This is a genomic window from Sphaerisporangium sp. TRM90804 (assembly GCF_029846175.1).
Classification (GTDB): Bacteria; Actinomycetota; Actinomycetes; order Streptosporangiales; family Streptosporangiaceae; genus Sphaerisporangium.
Genome location: NZ_JARWAC010000016.1, coordinates 306,194 through 322,831 on the forward strand (window position 1 = coordinate 306,194; position 16,638 = coordinate 322,831).

The 16,638-nt window shown below is 73.3% G+C and carries 14 protein-coding genes; 6 read left to right on the top strand and 8 right to left on the bottom strand.

The features are described from left to right. Positions 1-169: 169 nt before the first annotated feature. The 4 genes from PYR91_RS21645 to PYR91_RS21660 all read right to left on the bottom strand — a co-directional run bounded on the left by PYR91_RS21645 (position 170) and on the right by PYR91_RS21660 (position 4,433). Positions 170-1,081 carry a carbohydrate ABC transporter permease gene (locus PYR91_RS21645; protein ID WP_279782221.1) on the bottom strand — a complete coding sequence of 304 codons (912 nt, stop codon included), beginning with the start codon at positions 1,079-1,081 and terminating at the stop codon, positions 170-172. After that, complete coding sequence (locus PYR91_RS21650; RefSeq protein ID WP_279782223.1) at positions 1,081-1,989, bottom strand: sugar ABC transporter permease; 909 nt, start codon at positions 1,987-1,989, stop codon at positions 1,081-1,083. The genes PYR91_RS21645 and PYR91_RS21650 overlap by 1 nt, the downstream gene beginning before the upstream one ends. After that, positions 1,986-3,212: an extracellular solute-binding protein gene (locus tag PYR91_RS21655; protein WP_279782225.1), complete on the bottom strand. Its 1,227-nt coding sequence runs from the start codon at positions 3,210-3,212 to the stop codon at positions 1,986-1,988. The genes PYR91_RS21650 and PYR91_RS21655 overlap by 4 nt, the downstream gene beginning before the upstream one ends. Positions 3,213-3,479: 267 nt before the next feature. Next, positions 3,480-4,433, bottom strand: coding sequence for a TIGR03557 family F420-dependent LLM class oxidoreductase (locus PYR91_RS21660; RefSeq protein ID WP_279782226.1), 954 nt, complete (start codon positions 4,431-4,433; stop codon positions 3,480-3,482). A gap of 102 nt (positions 4,434-4,535) precedes the next feature. Here PYR91_RS21660 and PYR91_RS21665 point away from each other — a divergent pair, with 102 nt between their 5' ends. Both PYR91_RS21665 and PYR91_RS21670 read left to right on the top strand, forming a co-directional pair. After that, positions 4,536-5,810 (top strand): amino acid deaminase, encoded by a 1,275-nt coding sequence (locus PYR91_RS21665; RefSeq protein WP_279782227.1) that lies wholly within the window; start codon positions 4,536-4,538, stop codon positions 5,808-5,810. 19 nt (positions 5,811-5,829) lie between these two features. Next, on the top strand, positions 5,830-7,443 hold the full coding sequence (locus PYR91_RS21670) for a D-aminoacylase (protein WP_279782228.1): 1,614 nt from the start codon (positions 5,830-5,832) through the stop codon (positions 7,441-7,443). Positions 7,444-7,679: 236 nt separating this feature from the next. Here the strand turns inward: PYR91_RS21670 and PYR91_RS21675 are convergent, their stop codons facing one another. The 4 genes from PYR91_RS21675 to PYR91_RS21690 form a co-directional block, all read right to left on the bottom strand. Next, complete coding sequence (locus PYR91_RS21675) at positions 7,680-8,183, bottom strand: MarR family transcriptional regulator (RefSeq protein WP_279782230.1); 504 nt, start codon at positions 8,181-8,183, stop codon at positions 7,680-7,682. A gap of 356 nt (positions 8,184-8,539) precedes the next feature. Next, on the bottom strand, positions 8,540-9,640 hold the full coding sequence (locus PYR91_RS21680) for an FUSC family protein (protein ID WP_279782231.1): 1,101 nt from the start codon (positions 9,638-9,640) through the stop codon (positions 8,540-8,542). A gap of 269 nt (positions 9,641-9,909) precedes the next feature. Next, positions 9,910-10,803 (bottom strand): serine/threonine-protein kinase, encoded by an 894-nt coding sequence (locus PYR91_RS21685; protein WP_279782232.1) that lies wholly within the window; start codon positions 10,801-10,803, stop codon positions 9,910-9,912. 76 nt (positions 10,804-10,879) lie between these two features. Then, positions 10,880-12,835, bottom strand: a complete 1,956-nt coding sequence (locus PYR91_RS21690) for an N-6 DNA methylase (RefSeq protein WP_279782233.1) — start codon at positions 12,833-12,835, stop codon at positions 10,880-10,882. A gap of 129 nt (positions 12,836-12,964) precedes the next feature. Here PYR91_RS21690 and PYR91_RS21695 point away from each other — a divergent pair, with 129 nt between their 5' ends. The 4 genes from PYR91_RS21695 (at position 12,965) to PYR91_RS21710 (ending at position 16,638) form a co-directional block, all read left to right on the top strand. Beyond that, complete coding sequence (locus PYR91_RS21695; RefSeq protein ID WP_279782235.1) at positions 12,965-13,702, top strand: PP2C family serine/threonine-protein phosphatase; 738 nt, start codon at positions 12,965-12,967, stop codon at positions 13,700-13,702. 91 nt (positions 13,703-13,793) lie between these two features. Further along, entirely contained in the window at positions 13,794-14,687 is an 894-nt protein-coding gene (locus PYR91_RS21700) for a diacylglycerol kinase family lipid kinase (RefSeq protein ID WP_279782237.1), read from the top strand. Positions 14,688-14,689: 2 nt separating this feature from the next. Further along, entirely contained in the window at positions 14,690-15,712 is a 1,023-nt protein-coding gene (locus tag PYR91_RS21705) for a YihY/virulence factor BrkB family protein (protein ID WP_279782239.1), read from the top strand. A 53-nt stretch (positions 15,713-15,765) separates the two neighbouring features. Beyond that, positions 15,766-16,638, top strand: coding sequence for a phosphatase PAP2 family protein (locus PYR91_RS21710; RefSeq protein WP_279782241.1), 873 nt, complete (start codon positions 15,766-15,768; stop codon positions 16,636-16,638).

The following is a 16,638-nucleotide window of genomic DNA, read 5'->3' on the forward strand; positions in this document are numbered from 1 at the left end:
GATCGAATGGCCGACGGTACTCTTCATAACTTTCCGCATTTGCGAACAATTCGCAGTAAGGCGGTTGGATAAACCACGGCATGACGCGGCGGAACCGTCAACAAGGGTATGGGAACCCCTGCTGACGGGTCGGCCGTACCCGTCGTCCCCCGCGGGGCGGGATAGGGGTCTAACCCCGGTTTCCGGTGGTGGCGATGCCCTGCACGAAATAGCGCTGCCCGACGAAGAACACGATGATCAGCGGCAGAGTGGTGAGCACTCCGGCCGCCAGGACGATCTCCCATTTCGGGTCGCCGCCCTGGTAGAACTGGTCGACGATCGCCTTCAGGCCGCGGGGCAGCGTGAACAGCGCCGGGTCCTGAAGGTAGATCAGCGGCTTCATCAGGTCGAACCAGCTCGCCTTGAGCTCGAAGATGAACGCGATGATCAGTGCGGGCCTGGCGAGCGGGAGCGCGATCCGCCGGAACAGGTCGAAGTAGGTGGCTCCGTCCACCCGGGCGGCCTCGAACACGTACCGGGGAACGCCGAGCAGGAACTGGCGCAGCAGGAAGATGTAGAACGCCGACCCGAACAGGTTGCCCGCCCACAGCGGCACCTGCGTGCCGGTCAGCCCCACCGTGTTCCAGATGAGGTACGTCGGGACGAGCGTCACCGCCGCGGGCAGCATCATGGTGCCCAGCACGCTGCCGAAGAGCAGGTTGCGGCCCGGGAAGCGGAAGTACGCGAAGCCGAACGCGATGAACGCGCTCGACAGCGTGACCGTCAGCGCCGCCACCACCCCGACCACCAGCGAGTTCAGCATCCAGGTCAGCATGGGGGCGGCGTCCCAGACCGCCGCGTAGTTGCCCGGGGCGAACGGTGTGGGCCAGGGCACGAAGGGGTCGGCGAAGGTGCGCTCCCTCGGCTTGAGCGAGGCCACGACCAGCCAGACGAACGGGTACAGGAAGATCGTCGAAGCGGCGGCCAGCACGACCAGGAAGAACACCCTGCGGGTGCCCCGGCTCGCGTCGTCGGCCCGCCGGTCCCCGGCCGCGCCGGCCGGCGTCGTCACCGGCGCCTGGATGCGCTCGATCGTGGCCATCAGGCGTGCTCCTCGGCCTCGTAGTACACCAGCCGGCCGCCGACCTTCACCTGCACGAGCGTGATGAGCGCGATGACCACGAACAGCACCCAGGCCAGCGCCGAGGCGTAGCCCATGTGCAGGAACTGGAAGGCCTGCTGGAAGAGGTAGACGACGTAGAACAGGGCGGCGTCGCCGGACGCCTGCTGGGCGGTCTGGCTGCTGAAGTACATCGTGTAGACCTGGTCGAACATCTGCAGCGAGGTGATCGTGTTGATGATCACCACGAAGAACAGCGCCGAGCTGATCATGGGGACGGTGACGGCGCGGAACCGCTGCCAGGCGCCCGCGCCGTCGATCATCGCGGCCTCGCTCAGCTCACGCGGGACGTTGCGCAGCGCGGCGAACAGGATGATCGTCGTCGTGCCGAGGTTCCACAGGGACATCACCACGATGCCCGCCAGCATCCAGTCGGGGTCGGTGGTCCACTGCGGCCCGGAGACCCCGAACAGGGCCAGGAACTGGTTCACCATGCCGGCCTGGCCGTTGAGCAGGAACAGGAACAGGACGCCGACCGCGACGTAGGGCGTCATGGACGGCAGGTAGAACACCGTGCGGAACACCCCCGCCGCGCGCCCGGTCACCCGGTTGAGGATCAGGGCCAGGGCCAGCGCGATCACGATCGCCAGCGGCACGTGCAGCGCGGTGTACAGCACGGTGTTGCCGATCGCGCGGGCCACCTTGGGGTCCTCGGCCATGCGCGTGTAATTGTCCAGGCCGGCGAACCGGGGGCTGTCGATCAGGTCGTAGTCGGTCAGCGACAGCACCAGGCTCGCGACCATCGGGCCGAGCTGGAACACAAGCAGCCCGGCCAGCCACGGCAGCACGAAGACGTACGCCCAGCGGGTCTCCGGCCGAAGCCGTCTCACGAGTGCCCCGCGTCGTCGAGCGCGCGCTGCGTCTCCTCCTGGGCCTGGCGCAGCGACTCGGCGGGCTTCGCGCGTCCCAGCAGCACGCGGGTGGCGGCGTCCTGCCACGCCTTGGTGAACTCGGCGGCGGCGCCCGACTGCGGCACCACGAACCCGGCCTCCTGTACCGAGCGGATCACGGTCACCGCGTCGTCGTACGCCTTGTGCCCGCTCGGCTTCACGATCTGCGAGAAGATCACTTCGTCGGCCTTGGCGTTGCCGGTGTACGTGCCGATGTTGACCTTGCCCTCCTTGGCGCGCTTGTCGGCGCGCGCCCTGGCGGCGGCGACCCAGGTGTCGGCGGCGGTCATCGTCTTGATCCACCGGCACGCCGCGTCGGGGTTCTTCGCGCCCTTGGGGACGACCCAGGCGTTTCCGCCGACGTTGTTCACCGGCCGGCCCTGCCGGTCCTTGAACGGCAGCACGGTGATGTCGGCGTCCGGGGAGGTGCCCGCCATCGCGCTGACGACGAACTGCTCGGTGAGCATGGCGCCGACCTGGTCCTTGGCGAACGGGTTCTGCTCGCCGAAGTAGTCGAAGGTGTCGACGAAGGCCTTCAGCCGCGTCCAGCCGCCCTGCGAGCGCACCAGCCGGTCGCCGTACTCCAGCGCCTCGGCCACCTTGGGGTCGCCGAGCAGCGAGGTGCGGCCGTCGCCGGTCAGGATGTCCGCGCCGTTGGCCTTGGCCCACAGCGGCAGGAACTCGGGCAGCTTGGGGTAGAAGCCGAACCGCTCGATCTTCCCGCCGGAGACCTTGCTCATCTTCTTCGCCAGCGCCGCCAGGGCGTCCCAGTCGGAGGTGTCGATGTCCTGCGGAGCCACCCCGGCGTCCTTGGCGGCCTTGTTGTTCACCAGCAGCACGATGGAGTTGTAGAACTCCGGCATCGCGTACCACTTGCCGTCGTACTTCACCTGCTGCTGCGCCGCCGGGTAGAAGTCGCCGGTCGCGATGCCCTCCTTGGCGACGCAGGCGTCCAGCGGCTGGATGGCGCCGCGCGCGGCGTAGGTGCCGATGCGTTCGCGGGCGAGGTAGACGACGTCGGGCGGGTTGCCGGCGGCGACGGCGGACAGGAACGCCTGCTCGTCGAACTGGCCCTGGTTGATGGCGACCTCGACGCCCGGATACGCCTTCTTGAAGGCGTCCACCCGGACGGTCGCGATCTCGTCGGGAAGGCCGAACCCCATGGTCGTGAGGCTCCCGCCCCCGCCGCTCCGGGTGCCGCCGCCACCGCCGGCACCGACGCCGCCGCAGGCTCCGAGGCTTCCGACCAGCACAACCGCCGCCGCAGTGCGGCACACCCGCGATGTGAACACGCCGCCCCCTCGTAGAGGTCGAATAGGTGAGCGGCGTCTTCCCCGACGGTCTCCGGTAAACGCGTGTTGCGGCGCACCGCCCGGGTCGTCACCGAACCGTTGCCCGGTGCCCGTCCGGGCGGCGCGCCGTCGCCCCGCCTACCGGAGGCGGGGGAGCACCTCGCGCCCGTAGAAGTCGAAGAACGCGTCCTGCTCGTGCCCGATCTGGCTGACGTAGACCTCGTCGAAGCCCGCGTCCACGTACTTCTTGACCGCCTCGACGTGGGCGTCCACGTCGGGCCCGCACGGCGTGGAGGCGGTGGCGTCCTCCTCCGAGACCATCCCGGCGAGCTGCTCGAAGTGGCGCGGCAGCGGCAGCAGCTGGGCGGCCTCGCCCTCGATGCCCTGCGTCGGCCACAGGCGATGGACGGTCTTGCGCGCCTGCGCCTCGTCGTCGGCGTAGCAGACCTTGAGGCCGCCCTGGACGGGCTTGCCCACGCCCCCGGCCTCGTGGAACTTCTGGACGAACTCGGCCTCGGGGCCGGTGCAGATGTAGCCGTCGGCGATCCGCCCGGCCAGCTCGACCGACTTGTCGCCGAAGCCGGACATGTACACCGGCGGCGGCTCGTCGGGAAGCGTGTACAGGCGGGCGGTGTCCACGTTGTAGTGGGTGCCCCGGTGGGTGACCAGCTTGCCCGACCACAGCTCGCGCATCAGCTCGATGGCCTCCTCCAGCATCTCCAGCCGCTCGCTCGCGGGCGGCCAGCGGCTGTTCATGATGTGCTCGTTGAGCGCCTCGCCGGTGCCGACGCCGAGCCGGAACCGGCCGCCGGTGATCGCCGCGCTGGTGGCCGCCGCCTGGGCGACGACCGCCGGGTGGATGCGCACCAGCGGGCACGTCACCGCCGTCGTGATCGGCAGCGAGGTGGCCTCGGCGATCGCGCCGATCACCGTCCAGACGAACGGGCTCTGACCCTGTTCGTCCAGCCACGGGTGGTAGTGGTCGGAGATCCACAGGCTCTCGAACCCGGCGCGCTCGGCCATCTTGGCCTGCCGCACCAGTTCCTTGGGCCCGTGCTCCTCGGAGGACAGGAAGTATCCGAAGCTTGTCATCATGGCCTCCCCGGGGCCTCGTGTCTCGTCGAGATCCCTTACCCTCCTGACCATGGGCAAACGGCCCCGGTTCGGGGGCCGGCCCGCGCGAGAGGAGGCCGGGTGGGCATCGCCGCCGCCGTCGCCGCTCTGGGCGAGGAGCCGCTCGACTGGCGCTTCAAGGCCGCCCCCGTCCGTGCGCACGGCGCAGCGCCGACCGTGGGGGAGTACCTCGCCACCCGGCCGCGGCTGTCCGGGCTGGGCACCCCGCTGCTGACCCTCGACGGCTCCGCGCTCGACCACAACATCGCCACGATGGCCGCCTGGGTGGAGCGGGCGGGCGCCTCGCTGGCCCCGCACGGCAAGACCACCATGGCGCCGGCCCTGTGGCGGCGCCAGCTCGCCGCCGGGGCGTGGGGGATCACGCTGGCGAACCTGCCGCAGCTCCGGGTCGCGCGGTCCTTTGGCGTCGGCCGCCTCATGCTCGCCGGGAGCCTGCTCGACCCTGCCGGGCTGGCGTGGGTGAGCGCCGAGCTGGACGCCGATCCCGGCTTCTCGTTCACCTCCTGGGTCGACTCGGCCCGCTCCGTGCAGATCATGGACGCCGCGCTGCGCGAGGCGGGCGCCGGCCGTCCGGTCGACGTGTACGTCGAGCTGGGCGGGCCCGGCGGGCGCACCGGCGTGCGGGAGGACGACGAGGCCGTCGCGCTCGCGGAGGCCGTCCGCGCCGCCCCCACCCTGCGGCTCGCCGGCGTGGCCGGGTACGAGGGCGCCCTCGCCCACGACACCTCGCCCGCCGGCCTCGGCGCGGTCGACGGCTTCCTGCGGCGGCTGGCGGCGCTGCACGAGCGGGTGACCTACGAGGTGGACGAGCCGGTCGTCACGGCCGGCGGCAGCTCGTACTTCGACCAGGTGGTGGAGGTCCTCGGGCCGCTGGACGCCCGCCTGGTGCTGCGGTCGGGCGCGTACGTCATCCACGACGACGGCTTCTACCGCGAGTTCTCGCCCTTCTCCCGGGGTGCCGGGCCCGCGCCGCTGCGGTCGGCCATGCACGGGTGGGCCCGGGTGATCTCGCGCCCGGAGCCCGGGCTCGCGCTGCTCGACGCCGGCAAACGCGACCTGCCCTTCGACGAGGGGCTGCCCGAGCCGCACGCCGTGCGGGGGCGCGGCCGTTCCGGAAGCGAGCCGGCCCTGCGCGGCGCCCGCGTCACCGCGGTCAAGGACCAGCACACCTTCCTCACCCTCGATCCCGCCTCCGACCTCGCCTGCGGCGACGTGCTCCGGCTCGGCCTGTCCCACCCCTGCACGGCGCTCGACAAGTGGACGCTGATCCCCGTCGTCGACGACTCCCTCGCCGACGACCCCGAGGTCGTCGACCTCGTCAGGACCTACTTCTGATGCCCCCCGGGCGCCTCTGATGCCCGGCGGGCGCGTCTTCCGCGGGGCCACGGTCGCCGACGGCAGCGGCGCGCCGTCGTACCGGGCGACCGTCACCGTGGCCGGGGGGCGGATCGCCGAGATCACGCCGGAGCGGCCCGGCGCCGCGCCGGGCGGGCCGGGGGACGTCGACGCCCGCGGGCTCGTGCTCGCGCCCGGCTTCGTCGACATGCACTCCCACTCCGACCTCGCGCTGCTGTCGGAGCCCGCCCACCTGGCCAAGGTCGCCCAGGGGGTCACCTGCGAGGTGCTCGGGCAGGACGGCCTGTCGTACGCGCCGGTGGACGACACCACGCTCGCGCAGCTCCGCAGGCAGATCGCCGGCTGGAACGGCGACCCGGAGGGGTTCGACTGGGACTGGCGCTCGGTCGCCGGCTACCTCGACCGGCTCGGCCGCGGCATCGCCGTCAACGCCTGTTACCTGGTCCCGCAGGGGACGGTGCGGATGCTGGTGATGGGCTGGGACGACCGGCCGGCCACCCCGGCCGAGCTGGCGGAGCAGAAGGCGATCGTCGCCCGGGCGATGGCCGAGGGCGCGGTCGGCATGTCCAGCGGCCTCACCTACACCCCCGGCATGTACGCCGGCACCGCCGAGCTGGTGGAGCTGTGCCGGGTCGTCGGCGAGCTGGGCGGCTACTACTCCCCGCACCACCGCTCGTACGGCGCGGGCGCGCTGGAGGCGTACGCCGAGATGGTGCGGGTGTCGCGGGAGTCGGGCTGCCCGTTGCACCTGGCCCACGCGACCATGAACTTCCCCGTCAACCGGGGCAGGGCCGGGGAGCTGCTGAGCCTGATCGACGACGCCGTGGCCGGCGGCTGCGACATCACGCTGGACACCTACCCGTACCTGCCTGGCTCGACGACGCTCGCCGCGCTGCTGCCGGGCTGGGCGTCCGAGGGCGGCCCCGACCACACCCTCGCGCGGCTGCGCGACCCGGCGACGGCCGAGCGCATCCGGCACGTGATGGAGCGGGAGGGCTCCGACGGCTGCCACGGTGTGCCGGTCGCGTGGGAGACGATCCAGATCTCCGGCACCCGCTCACCCGCCCTCGGGAGCCTGGTGGGCGCCACGATCGCCGCGCTGGCCGCCCGTACGGGGCGTCCACCGTTCGAGGTGTTCCGCCGCCAGCTCCTGGACGACGGCCTGGGCACCACGATCCTGCAGCACGTCGGGGACGAGGAGAACGTCCGGGCGATCATGCGGCACCCGGCGCACACCGGCGGCAGCGACGGCCTGCTCACCGGCGCCCGGCCGCACCCCCGCGCCTGGGGCACCTTTCCGCGTTACCTCGGCCGCTACGTCCGCGACGAAGGCGTCCTGACGCTGGAGGAGTGCGTGGCCCACCTGACCGGCCGCCCCGCCCGCCGCCTCAAGCTGGCCGGCCGCGGCCTGGTGCGCCCCGGCCACCACGCCGACCTGGTGCTCTTCGACCCCGAGACGATCGGCGACACCGCCACCTTCGACGACCCGCGCCGCACCCCCGCGGGCGTCCACCACGTCCTGGTCAACGGCGTCCCCGTGATCGAGTACGCCACCCCCACAGGCGCCCTCCCCGGCCGCCCGCTACGCCACACCCCCACCGGCACCCGCTGACGCCTGCCGGGCGTCCCTCGAAGGCGAGCCCGGCCGCCCTGCCGCCACATCCCCCATCGCACCCGCCGCCCCTGCCGGGCGTCCCTCCAAGCGAGCCCGCCGCCCTGCCGCCACATCCCCACCGCACCCGCTGACGCGTGTCGGGCGTTCTCGAAGTACGGCCGGCGGGGCTGACGGGCCCCGCTCGCTGTTGGAGCCCGGAGCTCCTTGGCGGGCCTGGGCGAGGGCGCGTGAGCTCAGGCGTCCTCGTCCTGCGCCGGGAGGCGTCCGGCCTGGGGGAGGCCGTCGAAGTCGGGGTTGCCGAGGATGGCGCGGAAGATCTCGCGCACCTGACCGGCCTGCTCCGGGGTGAGCCGGTCGAACAGCACGCGGCGCACCTGCTCGACGTGGCCGGGGGCCGCGGCGGCCAGGGCGGCGAAGCCCTCGTCGGTCAGGGTGGCGACGGTCGTGCGGGCGTCGCCGGGCTTCTTGCCCCGGCGCACCCAGCCCTGCCCTTCCAGCCGGGCCGCGGCGTGCGAGAGCTTGCTGGCCGACGATCGCACCAGCCGCGCCAGGTCGGTCATGGTCATCGACCGGCCGGGCGCCTCGGACAGCATCGCCAGGATCAGGTAGTACGTGTGCGGCATCCCCGAGTCGCGCTGCAACTGCCGGTCGAGCGACTCGTGCACGAGCTGGGAGCCCCAGATGAAGGCCCGCCACGTCGCCTGCTCGTCGTCGTCCAGCCACCGCGTCTCGCCCACGCCCCGATCCTAGCGACTTGATTGAGCATTCAAGTGTGGCGGGGGTCCGGACCGTTCCGCCCCTGGAAAGCGCGCCGAAAACATCTTTGCCGAGGACCGCGACCGGTTGGCCTCATGCCGCGAACCGCGCCGGCAGAAGGGTGATCCACCGGCCGGACACGGCGAAAGCCCAACGGCGCTTCAACCCGATACCGGGGATGCCGCCGAACGCCGCCCGGCCCGTTGGACGCACTGCGGTGGCCCCTGCCCCGCCGCCCCGGTGCCTACCCTTCGGCGCCGCGACGGCGAGCGGTGGTGCGGCGAAGGCGGCGCCGTCCTACGCCGCTCGACCCGGCGGACGTGCGGTGGGCACCGCTCTAGTCGGGGTCGGGGACCGGCGAGGGGGTGTGGGACGGGGGGAGGGCGGCGGTGGCGGTCTGGCGGTCGGTGCCGGTGGCCACGAGGAGGTCGACGGCGATGGAGCGGAGCTGGGCGGTGATCACATGGGTGGAGAAGCCGTCGTCCGGGTCGAGCACGCCGCGGATCTCCTCGGCCACGGCGAATGCCGCTTGGCGGGCGCGGACGGGCTCGGCGCCCGCGCCCAGCTCGTCGCGGAGCAGGCGGGCCGTGTCGGCCAGGCCGCGCAGGCGGGCGGGGAGGTCGTGGCGCATCGGCTCGCGGTCGCGCATCGCCGCCAGCGTGCGCCGCAGCAGCACCCGGGTGTTGCGCAGGGCGTGGTCCACCGGCGTCGCCGCGGCCTGGTAGCGGCGCAGCCTGGCCCGGGCGTTCCAGCGCAGCGGGCTCAGGACGGCGATCTCGCGTCCCGCGAGCAGGGCGGCCCTGAGGTCCTCGACCGCCTTCTGCGAGCCGCGCACCTTGTCCAGCGCGTCGGCGGCCAGCGTGATGTCCTGCGCCGCGATGGCCTCCGCCGCCCCCTCCAGCGCGTCGGCGAGCTCGTCGAGCACCACGCGCGCGTGCCGGTGCGCGAGCGCGATCGGGTTGGCGGGCAGCAGCGCCACGGCCGCGATGCCGATGACGCCGCCGGTCAGCGCGTCCACCATGCGGTCGAGCCCGCCGCTGCCGGTCGGCGGCAGCAGCGTGGCGACCAGGACCGCCGACGACCCGGCCTGCAGGACGATGACCTGGCCGCTGTCCAGGAGCACTGCCGCGGCCATCGCCAGCGCCACGACCAGAGCCAGCTGCAACGGCCCCGAGCCGATGCGCAGCACCAGCAGGTCGCCGACGCCCACGCCGACGCTGACCCCGGCCACCATCTCGGCCATGCGGCGGACCCGCCGGCCGAGGGCGACCCCGATGCAGATCACGACCGCGATGGGCGCGAAGAACGGCCGCGGGTGGTGCAGCAGGTCCTTGGCCACGACCCACGCCAGCGCCGCTGCGGCCGCGCACTGGAGGATGGAGGGGGCCATCGTCGCCAGCCTTCTCAGCCGGCCGCCCATGCTGTCTCTGAAGGTCATCGCCCGTTTCACGCCGAATACGCTCACCGGCATCATAACCATCGCCTTTCACCCAGCCTTCGGCGCGAAGCACCACGGCACGGTGGCGCACAGCAGCCGTCCACAGCCGCCGAAGGACCGGGTGGAGCGGGGCGGGGTGATCGGTCGGCCTTACACCTCACCGTGTCCGGCTGGTGTTCGGCGCGGCGATGCCCACCGTCCCTTCGCGAACCGAGGGCGGGTGCCCGGTGGGGGAGGGGCGCCCTTGGGGAAGGTCTGCCGGAGGGCGGTCAGGGCAGGACGCGGCCGATCACTCGGGCGTACATGCGGCCGGGGCTGGGGACGGCTGGCGGGGTGAGGAAGCCGGGGAGCATGGGGAGGTCGACGGCGAAGGGGAGCAGGCTCTCGTACAGGGCGCTGGCGTCCGGGGGGCGGTTGTCGGGGTCCTTCTCCAGCAGGGCGCCGATGAGGCGGTCGAGGTCGGCGGGGACGCCGGGGATCCGCGGCGGGCGCTCGTTGACCTGCTTGTCGAAGACGGAGTACTCCGTCGGCCCGGCGAAGAGCTGTCGTCCGGTCAGCATCTCGTGCAAGACGCAGCCGAGCGCGTAAAGGTCGCTGCGGGGCCCCGCCACGCCGCGCTGGATCTGCTCGGGGGACATGTACGCCGGGGTGCCGAGGATCTGGCCCACCCGGGTGAACTGGGCGACGTCCGCCTCCCGCAGCATGGCCAGCCCGAAGTCGAGCACCTTGGCGCCGCCGTCGGGGCACAGCATCAGGTTGGTCGGCTTGAGGTCGCGGTGACAGATCGAGAGCGCGTGCGCGGCCGACAGCACCGCGCAGGCCTGGGCGCCGATCGCGGCGGCCCAGGGCACCGGAAGCGGGCCGTGCTCGCTCACCAGGTCGGCCACGGTGACGCCCTCGATGAACTGCATGATCTGGAACAGCCGCTGGTCGTGGGTGCCGAAGTCGTACAGGACCGGCGCGCCGGCGTGCTCCAGCCGGGCGAGGATGCGGGCCTCGCGGACGAACCGCCGCTCCAGCTCCTGGTCGTGCCCGCCGGGGAAGCGCAGGAACTTGACGGCGACCCTGCGGTCGAGGTGGGTGTCGTGGCCTCCGTAGACCGCGCTCATGCCGCCTTGGCCAAGCGGCAGTTCGTCAAGCACGTAGCGGTCGCCGATCACCATTCGCCCTCCTGGAGATCTACCGGAAGATACCCCACCCCTCATGGGCCGAGATCGCCCCCGCCGCCGCGCGCCCGGATCAACGCGGATCGGCCGGTCGTCCGCCGGGCCCGAGGTGGCCGTCGACCAGGCCGGCCAAGCCCGCCCTGACCAGGCTCTCGCCCAGGGCGGCGGTCTCCCGCAGCGCGTCCTGCAGGGCCTGCAGCTCGCGGAACGCGGCCCCGTAGGCCCGCTGCTCGTCCAGCGACAGCCTGGGGATCCGCGCGCGGCGCGCGTCGACGCGGCTGCCGCCGCCGGGATGCGACCGGTTCGCCCCCGAGACGCCGGCGAAGCGCAGGCATCCCGCCAGGAAGTCGGGGTCCAGCCGGTCGGGGTCGACGCGGTAGAGGTGCAGGTGGGGCCCGAGCACGGCCCCGCCCTCTGTGACGGCGCGCGCGGCGCCGTCCAGCGCGGTGACCGCGGCCACGACGTCCCCGGGCTCCAGGGTGACCAGCCCCGGGCCGGGTGACGTGCGGCCCGTGGGCGGCCCGCCGCGCGTGAGGTCGCCCGAGGTCAGCACCGGCACCTCGCCGGTGTCGACGGCCAGCTTGGGCGGCCCCTGCAGGACGGTGACCAGGCCCGCCCTGACCAGCTCGGCGACGCTGGCGCTGGGCAGGTCACGCCCCCGGGGCAGGACGGAGAGGTCGGGTGCCGCGCCGGTGAGCGAGACGGTCGAGGCGCGGAACCGGTCGCGCAGCGCGCCGAAGCCCGGCTCGGCGTCCTCGCCGGCCCGGCGCGGGCGGTGCCGGGCCGGGGTGAGGTCGACCTCGTCGTCGAGCAGGTCGATGATGCGCACCGCGCGACTGGCGCCCGGCAGCGCGGACTCCGGGTCGGCCGAGAAGGCGCGCCAGGCCGGCTCGACGGCCGCGAGGTCGTCGGCGGCGTCCATCATCAGCACCACCGAGGGCGGGCGCGCGCCCGGCTCCGGGCGGCGCAGCAGCCACAGGTCGGGGCCGCCCGGCGCCAGCGCCACCACCGCCCGCAGCGCGCCCGCGCGCAGCAGGTTGCCCCGGATGCGCTTCCCCGCGCGCCGGCCGGCCGCGGCGGCCGGCATGAGGACGGCCACCAGGCCGCCGGGCCGGGCGTGGGCGAGGCAGTGCTGCACCCAGGCCAGCTCCGGCTCGCCGCGCGGCGGCAGGCCGTACTCCCAGCGCGGGTCGCCGGTCAGCTCCTCGTAGCCCCACGCCCGCTCGTTGAACGGCGGGTCGCACAGCACCACGTCGGCGCGCGCGCCGGCGAAGCCGTCGTGCCGCAGGGAGTCGCCGGCGACGACACGCGCGGGGGCGTCGCGCAGCAGCAGCCGCACGGCGGTCAGCACCGCGGCCGTCTCGCCGAGGTCCTGCCCGAGAACGCCGGTGGCCCGGCCGGCGAAGGGCACCAGCAGGGCGCCGACGCCGCAGGCCGGGTCGAGGACGGTGCCGCGTTCGGGGCCGGCCAGCCGCGCCATGAGGCCGGCCACCTCGGGGCGGGTGACGGCGAGCTGCCGCGAGTGGGCCTCGGCGTAGCGCTCGCACAGCAGCTCGAAGGCGGCGAGCGGCCCCTGGTCCGCGGCGAGGTCGGCCAGGAGGCGGAACAGCCGCGCGTCGATCGGCCGCAGGTCGACCGGCCCGGGCAGGTCGCTGGTGGCCGTCGCCGCGGCCTCGCGCAGACGCGCGGCGGGGTCGGGGCCGCGCGCGATCTTCTGCCAGCCGTCGGGGTCGCGCCGCAGGTACAGCAGGAACGTCCCGGCGCCGGCGACGAGCTCGCCGAGCCGGAGGTCGTCGCCCGCGGCGCGCAGCCGCTGCCAGACGCGGTCGCCGGGCGACATGGCGTACTGCTTGCCGTTGCGGCGCAGCCAGGCCTCGATCTCGGGAAGGGAGAACAGCGGGCTGGCCGCCGTACCGCCGACGGGCTGGGGGAAGTCGTCGTGGCGGCGGCGCCAGTTGCTCACGGCCGCGCGGCCGACGTCGGCGAGCCGGGCGATGTCGCCGGCGTTCAGCGTGGCGTCGTGTCCCATCGGCGTCGGATCTCCCTGCTGTACCACGGCACCCCCAAAGCTCCCCCGGGGTCAGAGTAGTCCACCATGCGGCGACGATCCACAAATTCAATGCTTGTGAAGTGTTTCAACCAATGATTTACTGAGGTCATGTCAAACAACGTGTCGTTCACGCTGCGATACGCGGCTCGCACCGACGTAGGCCTGCGCCGCCAGCGGAACGAGGACTCGGTGTACGCCGGCCCTCGCCTGCTCGCCGTGGCGGACGGGATGGGCGGGCACAGTCACGGCGAGGTGGCCAGCGCCACCGTCATCGCCGCGCTGTCGTCGCTGGACGGCGAACCTCCGGGCGCCGACCCTCTCGGCACGCTGGAGGTGGCGATCACGGAGGCCGGCCACCGACTGAAGGATATGGCCGGAAGCGATCCCAAGCTGACGGGAATGGGCACAACGCTGACCGCCATGCTGTGGGACGGCATGCGCTTCGCGCTGGCCCACATCGGCGACTCGCGGGCCTACATGCTGCGCGACGGCAGCCTCTACCAGATCACCCGCGACCACACGCTCGTGCAGTCGCTGGTGGACGACGGCCAGATGACCGCCGAGCAGGCCGCCGCCCACCCCCGCCGCTCCCTGCTGATGCGGGCGCTCGGCGGGAGCGGGTCGGTCGAGCCCGACCTGTCGATGCGCGAGGCCAGGGCGGGCGACCGCTACCTCGTGTGCTCCGACGGGCTGAGCGGGGTGGTGGGGCCGCAGGCGCTGCACGAGACGCTCACCGGCTTCGACGATCTCGGCGCCGCCGCCGACCGCCTCATCCAGCTCGCCCGCGACGGGGGCGGTCCCGACAACATCACCTGCGTCGTCGCCGAGGTCCCGGCGAGCACCTGAGCGCCCGCCGGCGGTCGTCCGGTGGCGTCATGTGGGGTCTACGTGGGGCCGAGTCCGTTCAAAGCCGCACAAAGCGGGTAGCCGCTCTGCCGTGCCCAGAGCCGCAGTGATCGCGAACCCGCTCCGAGTCCCCGACTCGGCCGCCCACCGTGCCGAGGTGGCCGCCGAGCTGGCGCGCCTCGGCTGGGACGAGCCCTTGTGGTTCGACACCACCGCCGAGGACGCCGGCGTCGGCATGACCAGGAAGGCGCTGGCCGAGGGGGTCGACCTCGTCTTCTCCTCCGGCGGCGACGGCACCGTCCGCGCCTGCGCCGAGGCGCTCATGGACACCGGGGTGCCGCTGGCCCTGCTGTTCGGCGGCACCGGCAACCTGCTCGCCCGCAACCTCGGCCTGCCCATCGGGATCCCCGACGCGATCCGCGTCGGCGTCGAGGGCGAGACCCGGGCCATCGACGTCGGCATGCTGGACGACCTGCCCTTCGTCGTGATGGCTGGGCTCGGGCTGGACGCCGCCATGGCCGACAGCACCACCACGGAGGCCAAGCGGCGCATCGGCTGGCTCGCCTACGTGGGCGGGGTGCTGCGCCACATCGCCGACCGCCCCTTCCGCGCGACGATCCGCCTCGACGGGCGCGCGCCGATCCGCAGGCGGGCGCGCATGGTGCTGGTCGGCAACGTCGGGCAGCTCCAGGGCGGCCTTCGCCTGCTGCCCGAGGCGGCCCCCGACGACGGCCTGCTCGACGTGCTGGTGCTCACCCCGCGCACGCCGATGGACTGGCTGCGCGTGGTCGGCCACGTCGTGACCCGCTCCAAGGGGCACGAGCCGCGCGCCGAGCGCTACACCGCGTCCCGCGTCTCGATCGCCGTGAGCCCCGCCGTGCTGTCGGAGTGCGACGGCGACCCGGTCGGGCACCGCGGCGAGGTGACCGTGACGACCAGGCCCAAGGCGCTGCTGCTGCGCACGCCCCGGGAAACGGAGGACTGACCTTGAGCAGCGCGTCGAGGGTCCCCGAGACCAGGACGATGAGCGGCGAGGAGCTGAGCGCCGACGAGGCGTGGGCGACGCTGCGCAACTACGGCGGCTGGCACCTGGTGCGTGACTCCTTCATCCGCTTCAGGTACGCCGACGGCTTCAGCCACTCGCGCGCCCTGGCGTTCCAGATCTGCCTCGCCCTCATCCCGGGCGTCATCGCCGCCGTCGGGCTCAGCACCGAGCTGAAGCAACAGCGCCTCGGGGAGGCCGTCCAGCTCGCGATCCGCCACTTCAGCCCCGGCTCCGGGGAGAAGGTGATCAAGGACGCGCTCGCCGTGAGCGAGCGCCACGCCGGCGACGGCGGCGCCATCGCCCTGTGGGCGGGCCTGATCACCGCCCTGGTCGGCCTCACCACCGCCATGGCCCAGATCGAGCGCGGGGCCAACCGCATCTACGGCGTCGAGCGGGACAGCCCGGTTCTGCGCAAATACGGCAAAGCCGTGGTCATGGCCGTCACCGCGGGCTCGTTCATGACGCTCGGGTTCGCCATCATGGTGGGAGGGAACACCGTCGGCGAGGCGTTCGCCGAGGTCTACGGCTGGGGCACGACGGCCGAGAGGGCGTGGGCCCTGCTGCGCTGGCCCGCCGGGTTCCTGCTCGCCGTGCTGTCGGCGTCCGTCCTGTTCCGCGCGGCGCCCCGCCGCAAGCAGCCGGGCCACACCTGGCTGGCCGTCGGGGCCGTGGTGTCGCTGGCGCTGTGGACGACGTTCAGCTGGGGGCTCTCGTTCTACATCGAGAACACCGACTCGTTCGGCGTGACCTACGGGCCGCTGACCGCCGTGGTCGCCCTGCTTCTGTGGTCGCTGTTCAGCTCGGTGGCGCTGTTCCTGGGGCTGGCCTTCTCGGCGCAGCTCGAAGCCGTCCGCGCCGGCCACAGCACCCCCAACAAGCCTGACACCGGCGCGCGGGAAGGCTCCGGCGAGGGGTCCGGCGACCACGCCGGGCCCGTGCCAGAGTCGGTACGGAGCGCGCCATGACGAGCACGCTGAGTCGCCGGCACTCGCGGAGTGGCCGGTCGGGGAGGTGGAGCATGTTCCGTACGAGAGGTCTGTCGGGCAGGCGCGGATGGCCGCGGCTCCTGGGAGGGCGGGGACCGTCGCGGCGGCCGTCCGGTCGCTGGTTCGGCAGGCGTGCCGACCCCGACGCCCGGCTCGGCCTGCGTCTCACGCTCGCCGCGGGCGCCGCCTTCCTCGTGCTGATCCCGTTCACCCTCCTGCTGGTGCTGGTGGAGACCTCCTTCGAGCCGCTGCACCGGTTCGACAAGGACGTGGCGGCCTCCCTGCACGCGTACGCGCTGGACAACCCCGGGTGGGTGACGTTCCTGCACCTGTGGACCAACGTGTTCGGCCCCGAGACCTGGCGGGTGCTGGTCGTGCTCGCGGCGGTCTGGCTGGTCCACCGGCGCGCCCCCCGGCTGGCGGCCTGGGCGGTGACGACCATCGTCGTCGGCGGGCTGCTCGGGCTGCTGCTCAAGGTCGTCGTGGCCAGGGCCCGGCCGCACCTGCCCGACCCGGTCGCGCTCGCGCCCGGCGCCTCCTTCCCCTCCGGGCACGCGCTCAACGCGACCCTCGGCGTCGGGGTGCTCATGCTGTTGTTCCTGCCGATCATGAGCCGCCGCGTGCGTGCGATCGCGTGGGCGGCCGGTGTCGTGATCGTGGTGGGCGTGGCCTACACCCGGGTCGCGCTCGGCGTGCACTGGGTCAGCGACGTGACGGCGGGCGTCGTGCTCGGCGTCGCGGTCGTCGCGGCGACCGCGGCCGGCTTCGAGACCTGGCGACGTGAACTCGGCCGCCTTCCCTCCACGCCGCACCTGGACGGTGTGGAGCCGGAGGCCGACGAAGACATCTCCCCGACCTCCCCCAACCCCCCGAAGGGAAGCCGATATGGCGGTCACCGACACTAG

Bases quoted from the DNA above. Each gene is read 5' to 3' on its own strand.
- PYR91_RS21660 (WP_279782226.1), bottom strand. From the start codon at position 4,433: ATGACAAGCTTCGGATACTTCCTGTCCTCCGAGGAGCACGGGCCCAAG.
- PYR91_RS21695 (WP_279782235.1), top strand. From the start codon at position 12,965: ATGTCAAACAACGTGTCGTTCACGCTGCGATACGCGGCTCGCACCGAC.
- PYR91_RS21655 (WP_279782225.1), bottom strand. From the start codon at position 3,212: ATGGGGTTCGGCCTTCCCGACGAGATCGCGACCGTCCGGGTGGACGCC.
- PYR91_RS21690 (WP_279782233.1), bottom strand. From the start codon at position 12,835: ATGGGACACGACGCCACGCTGAACGCCGGCGACATCGCCCGGCTCGCC.
- PYR91_RS21645 (WP_279782221.1), bottom strand. From the start codon at position 1,081: ATGGCCACGATCGAGCGCATCCAGGCGCCGGTGACGACGCCGGCCGGC.
- PYR91_RS21670 (WP_279782228.1), top strand. From the start codon at position 5,830: ATGCCCGGCGGGCGCGTCTTCCGCGGGGCCACGGTCGCCGACGGCAGC.
- PYR91_RS21685 (WP_279782232.1), bottom strand. From the start codon at position 10,803: ATGGTGATCGGCGACCGCTACGTGCTTGACGAACTGCCGCTTGGCCAA.
- PYR91_RS21680 (WP_279782231.1), bottom strand. From the start codon at position 9,640: ATGACCTTCAGAGACAGCATGGGCGGCCGGCTGAGAAGGCTGGCGACG.
- PYR91_RS21710 (WP_279782241.1), top strand. From the start codon at position 15,766: ATGTTCCGTACGAGAGGTCTGTCGGGCAGGCGCGGATGGCCGCGGCTC.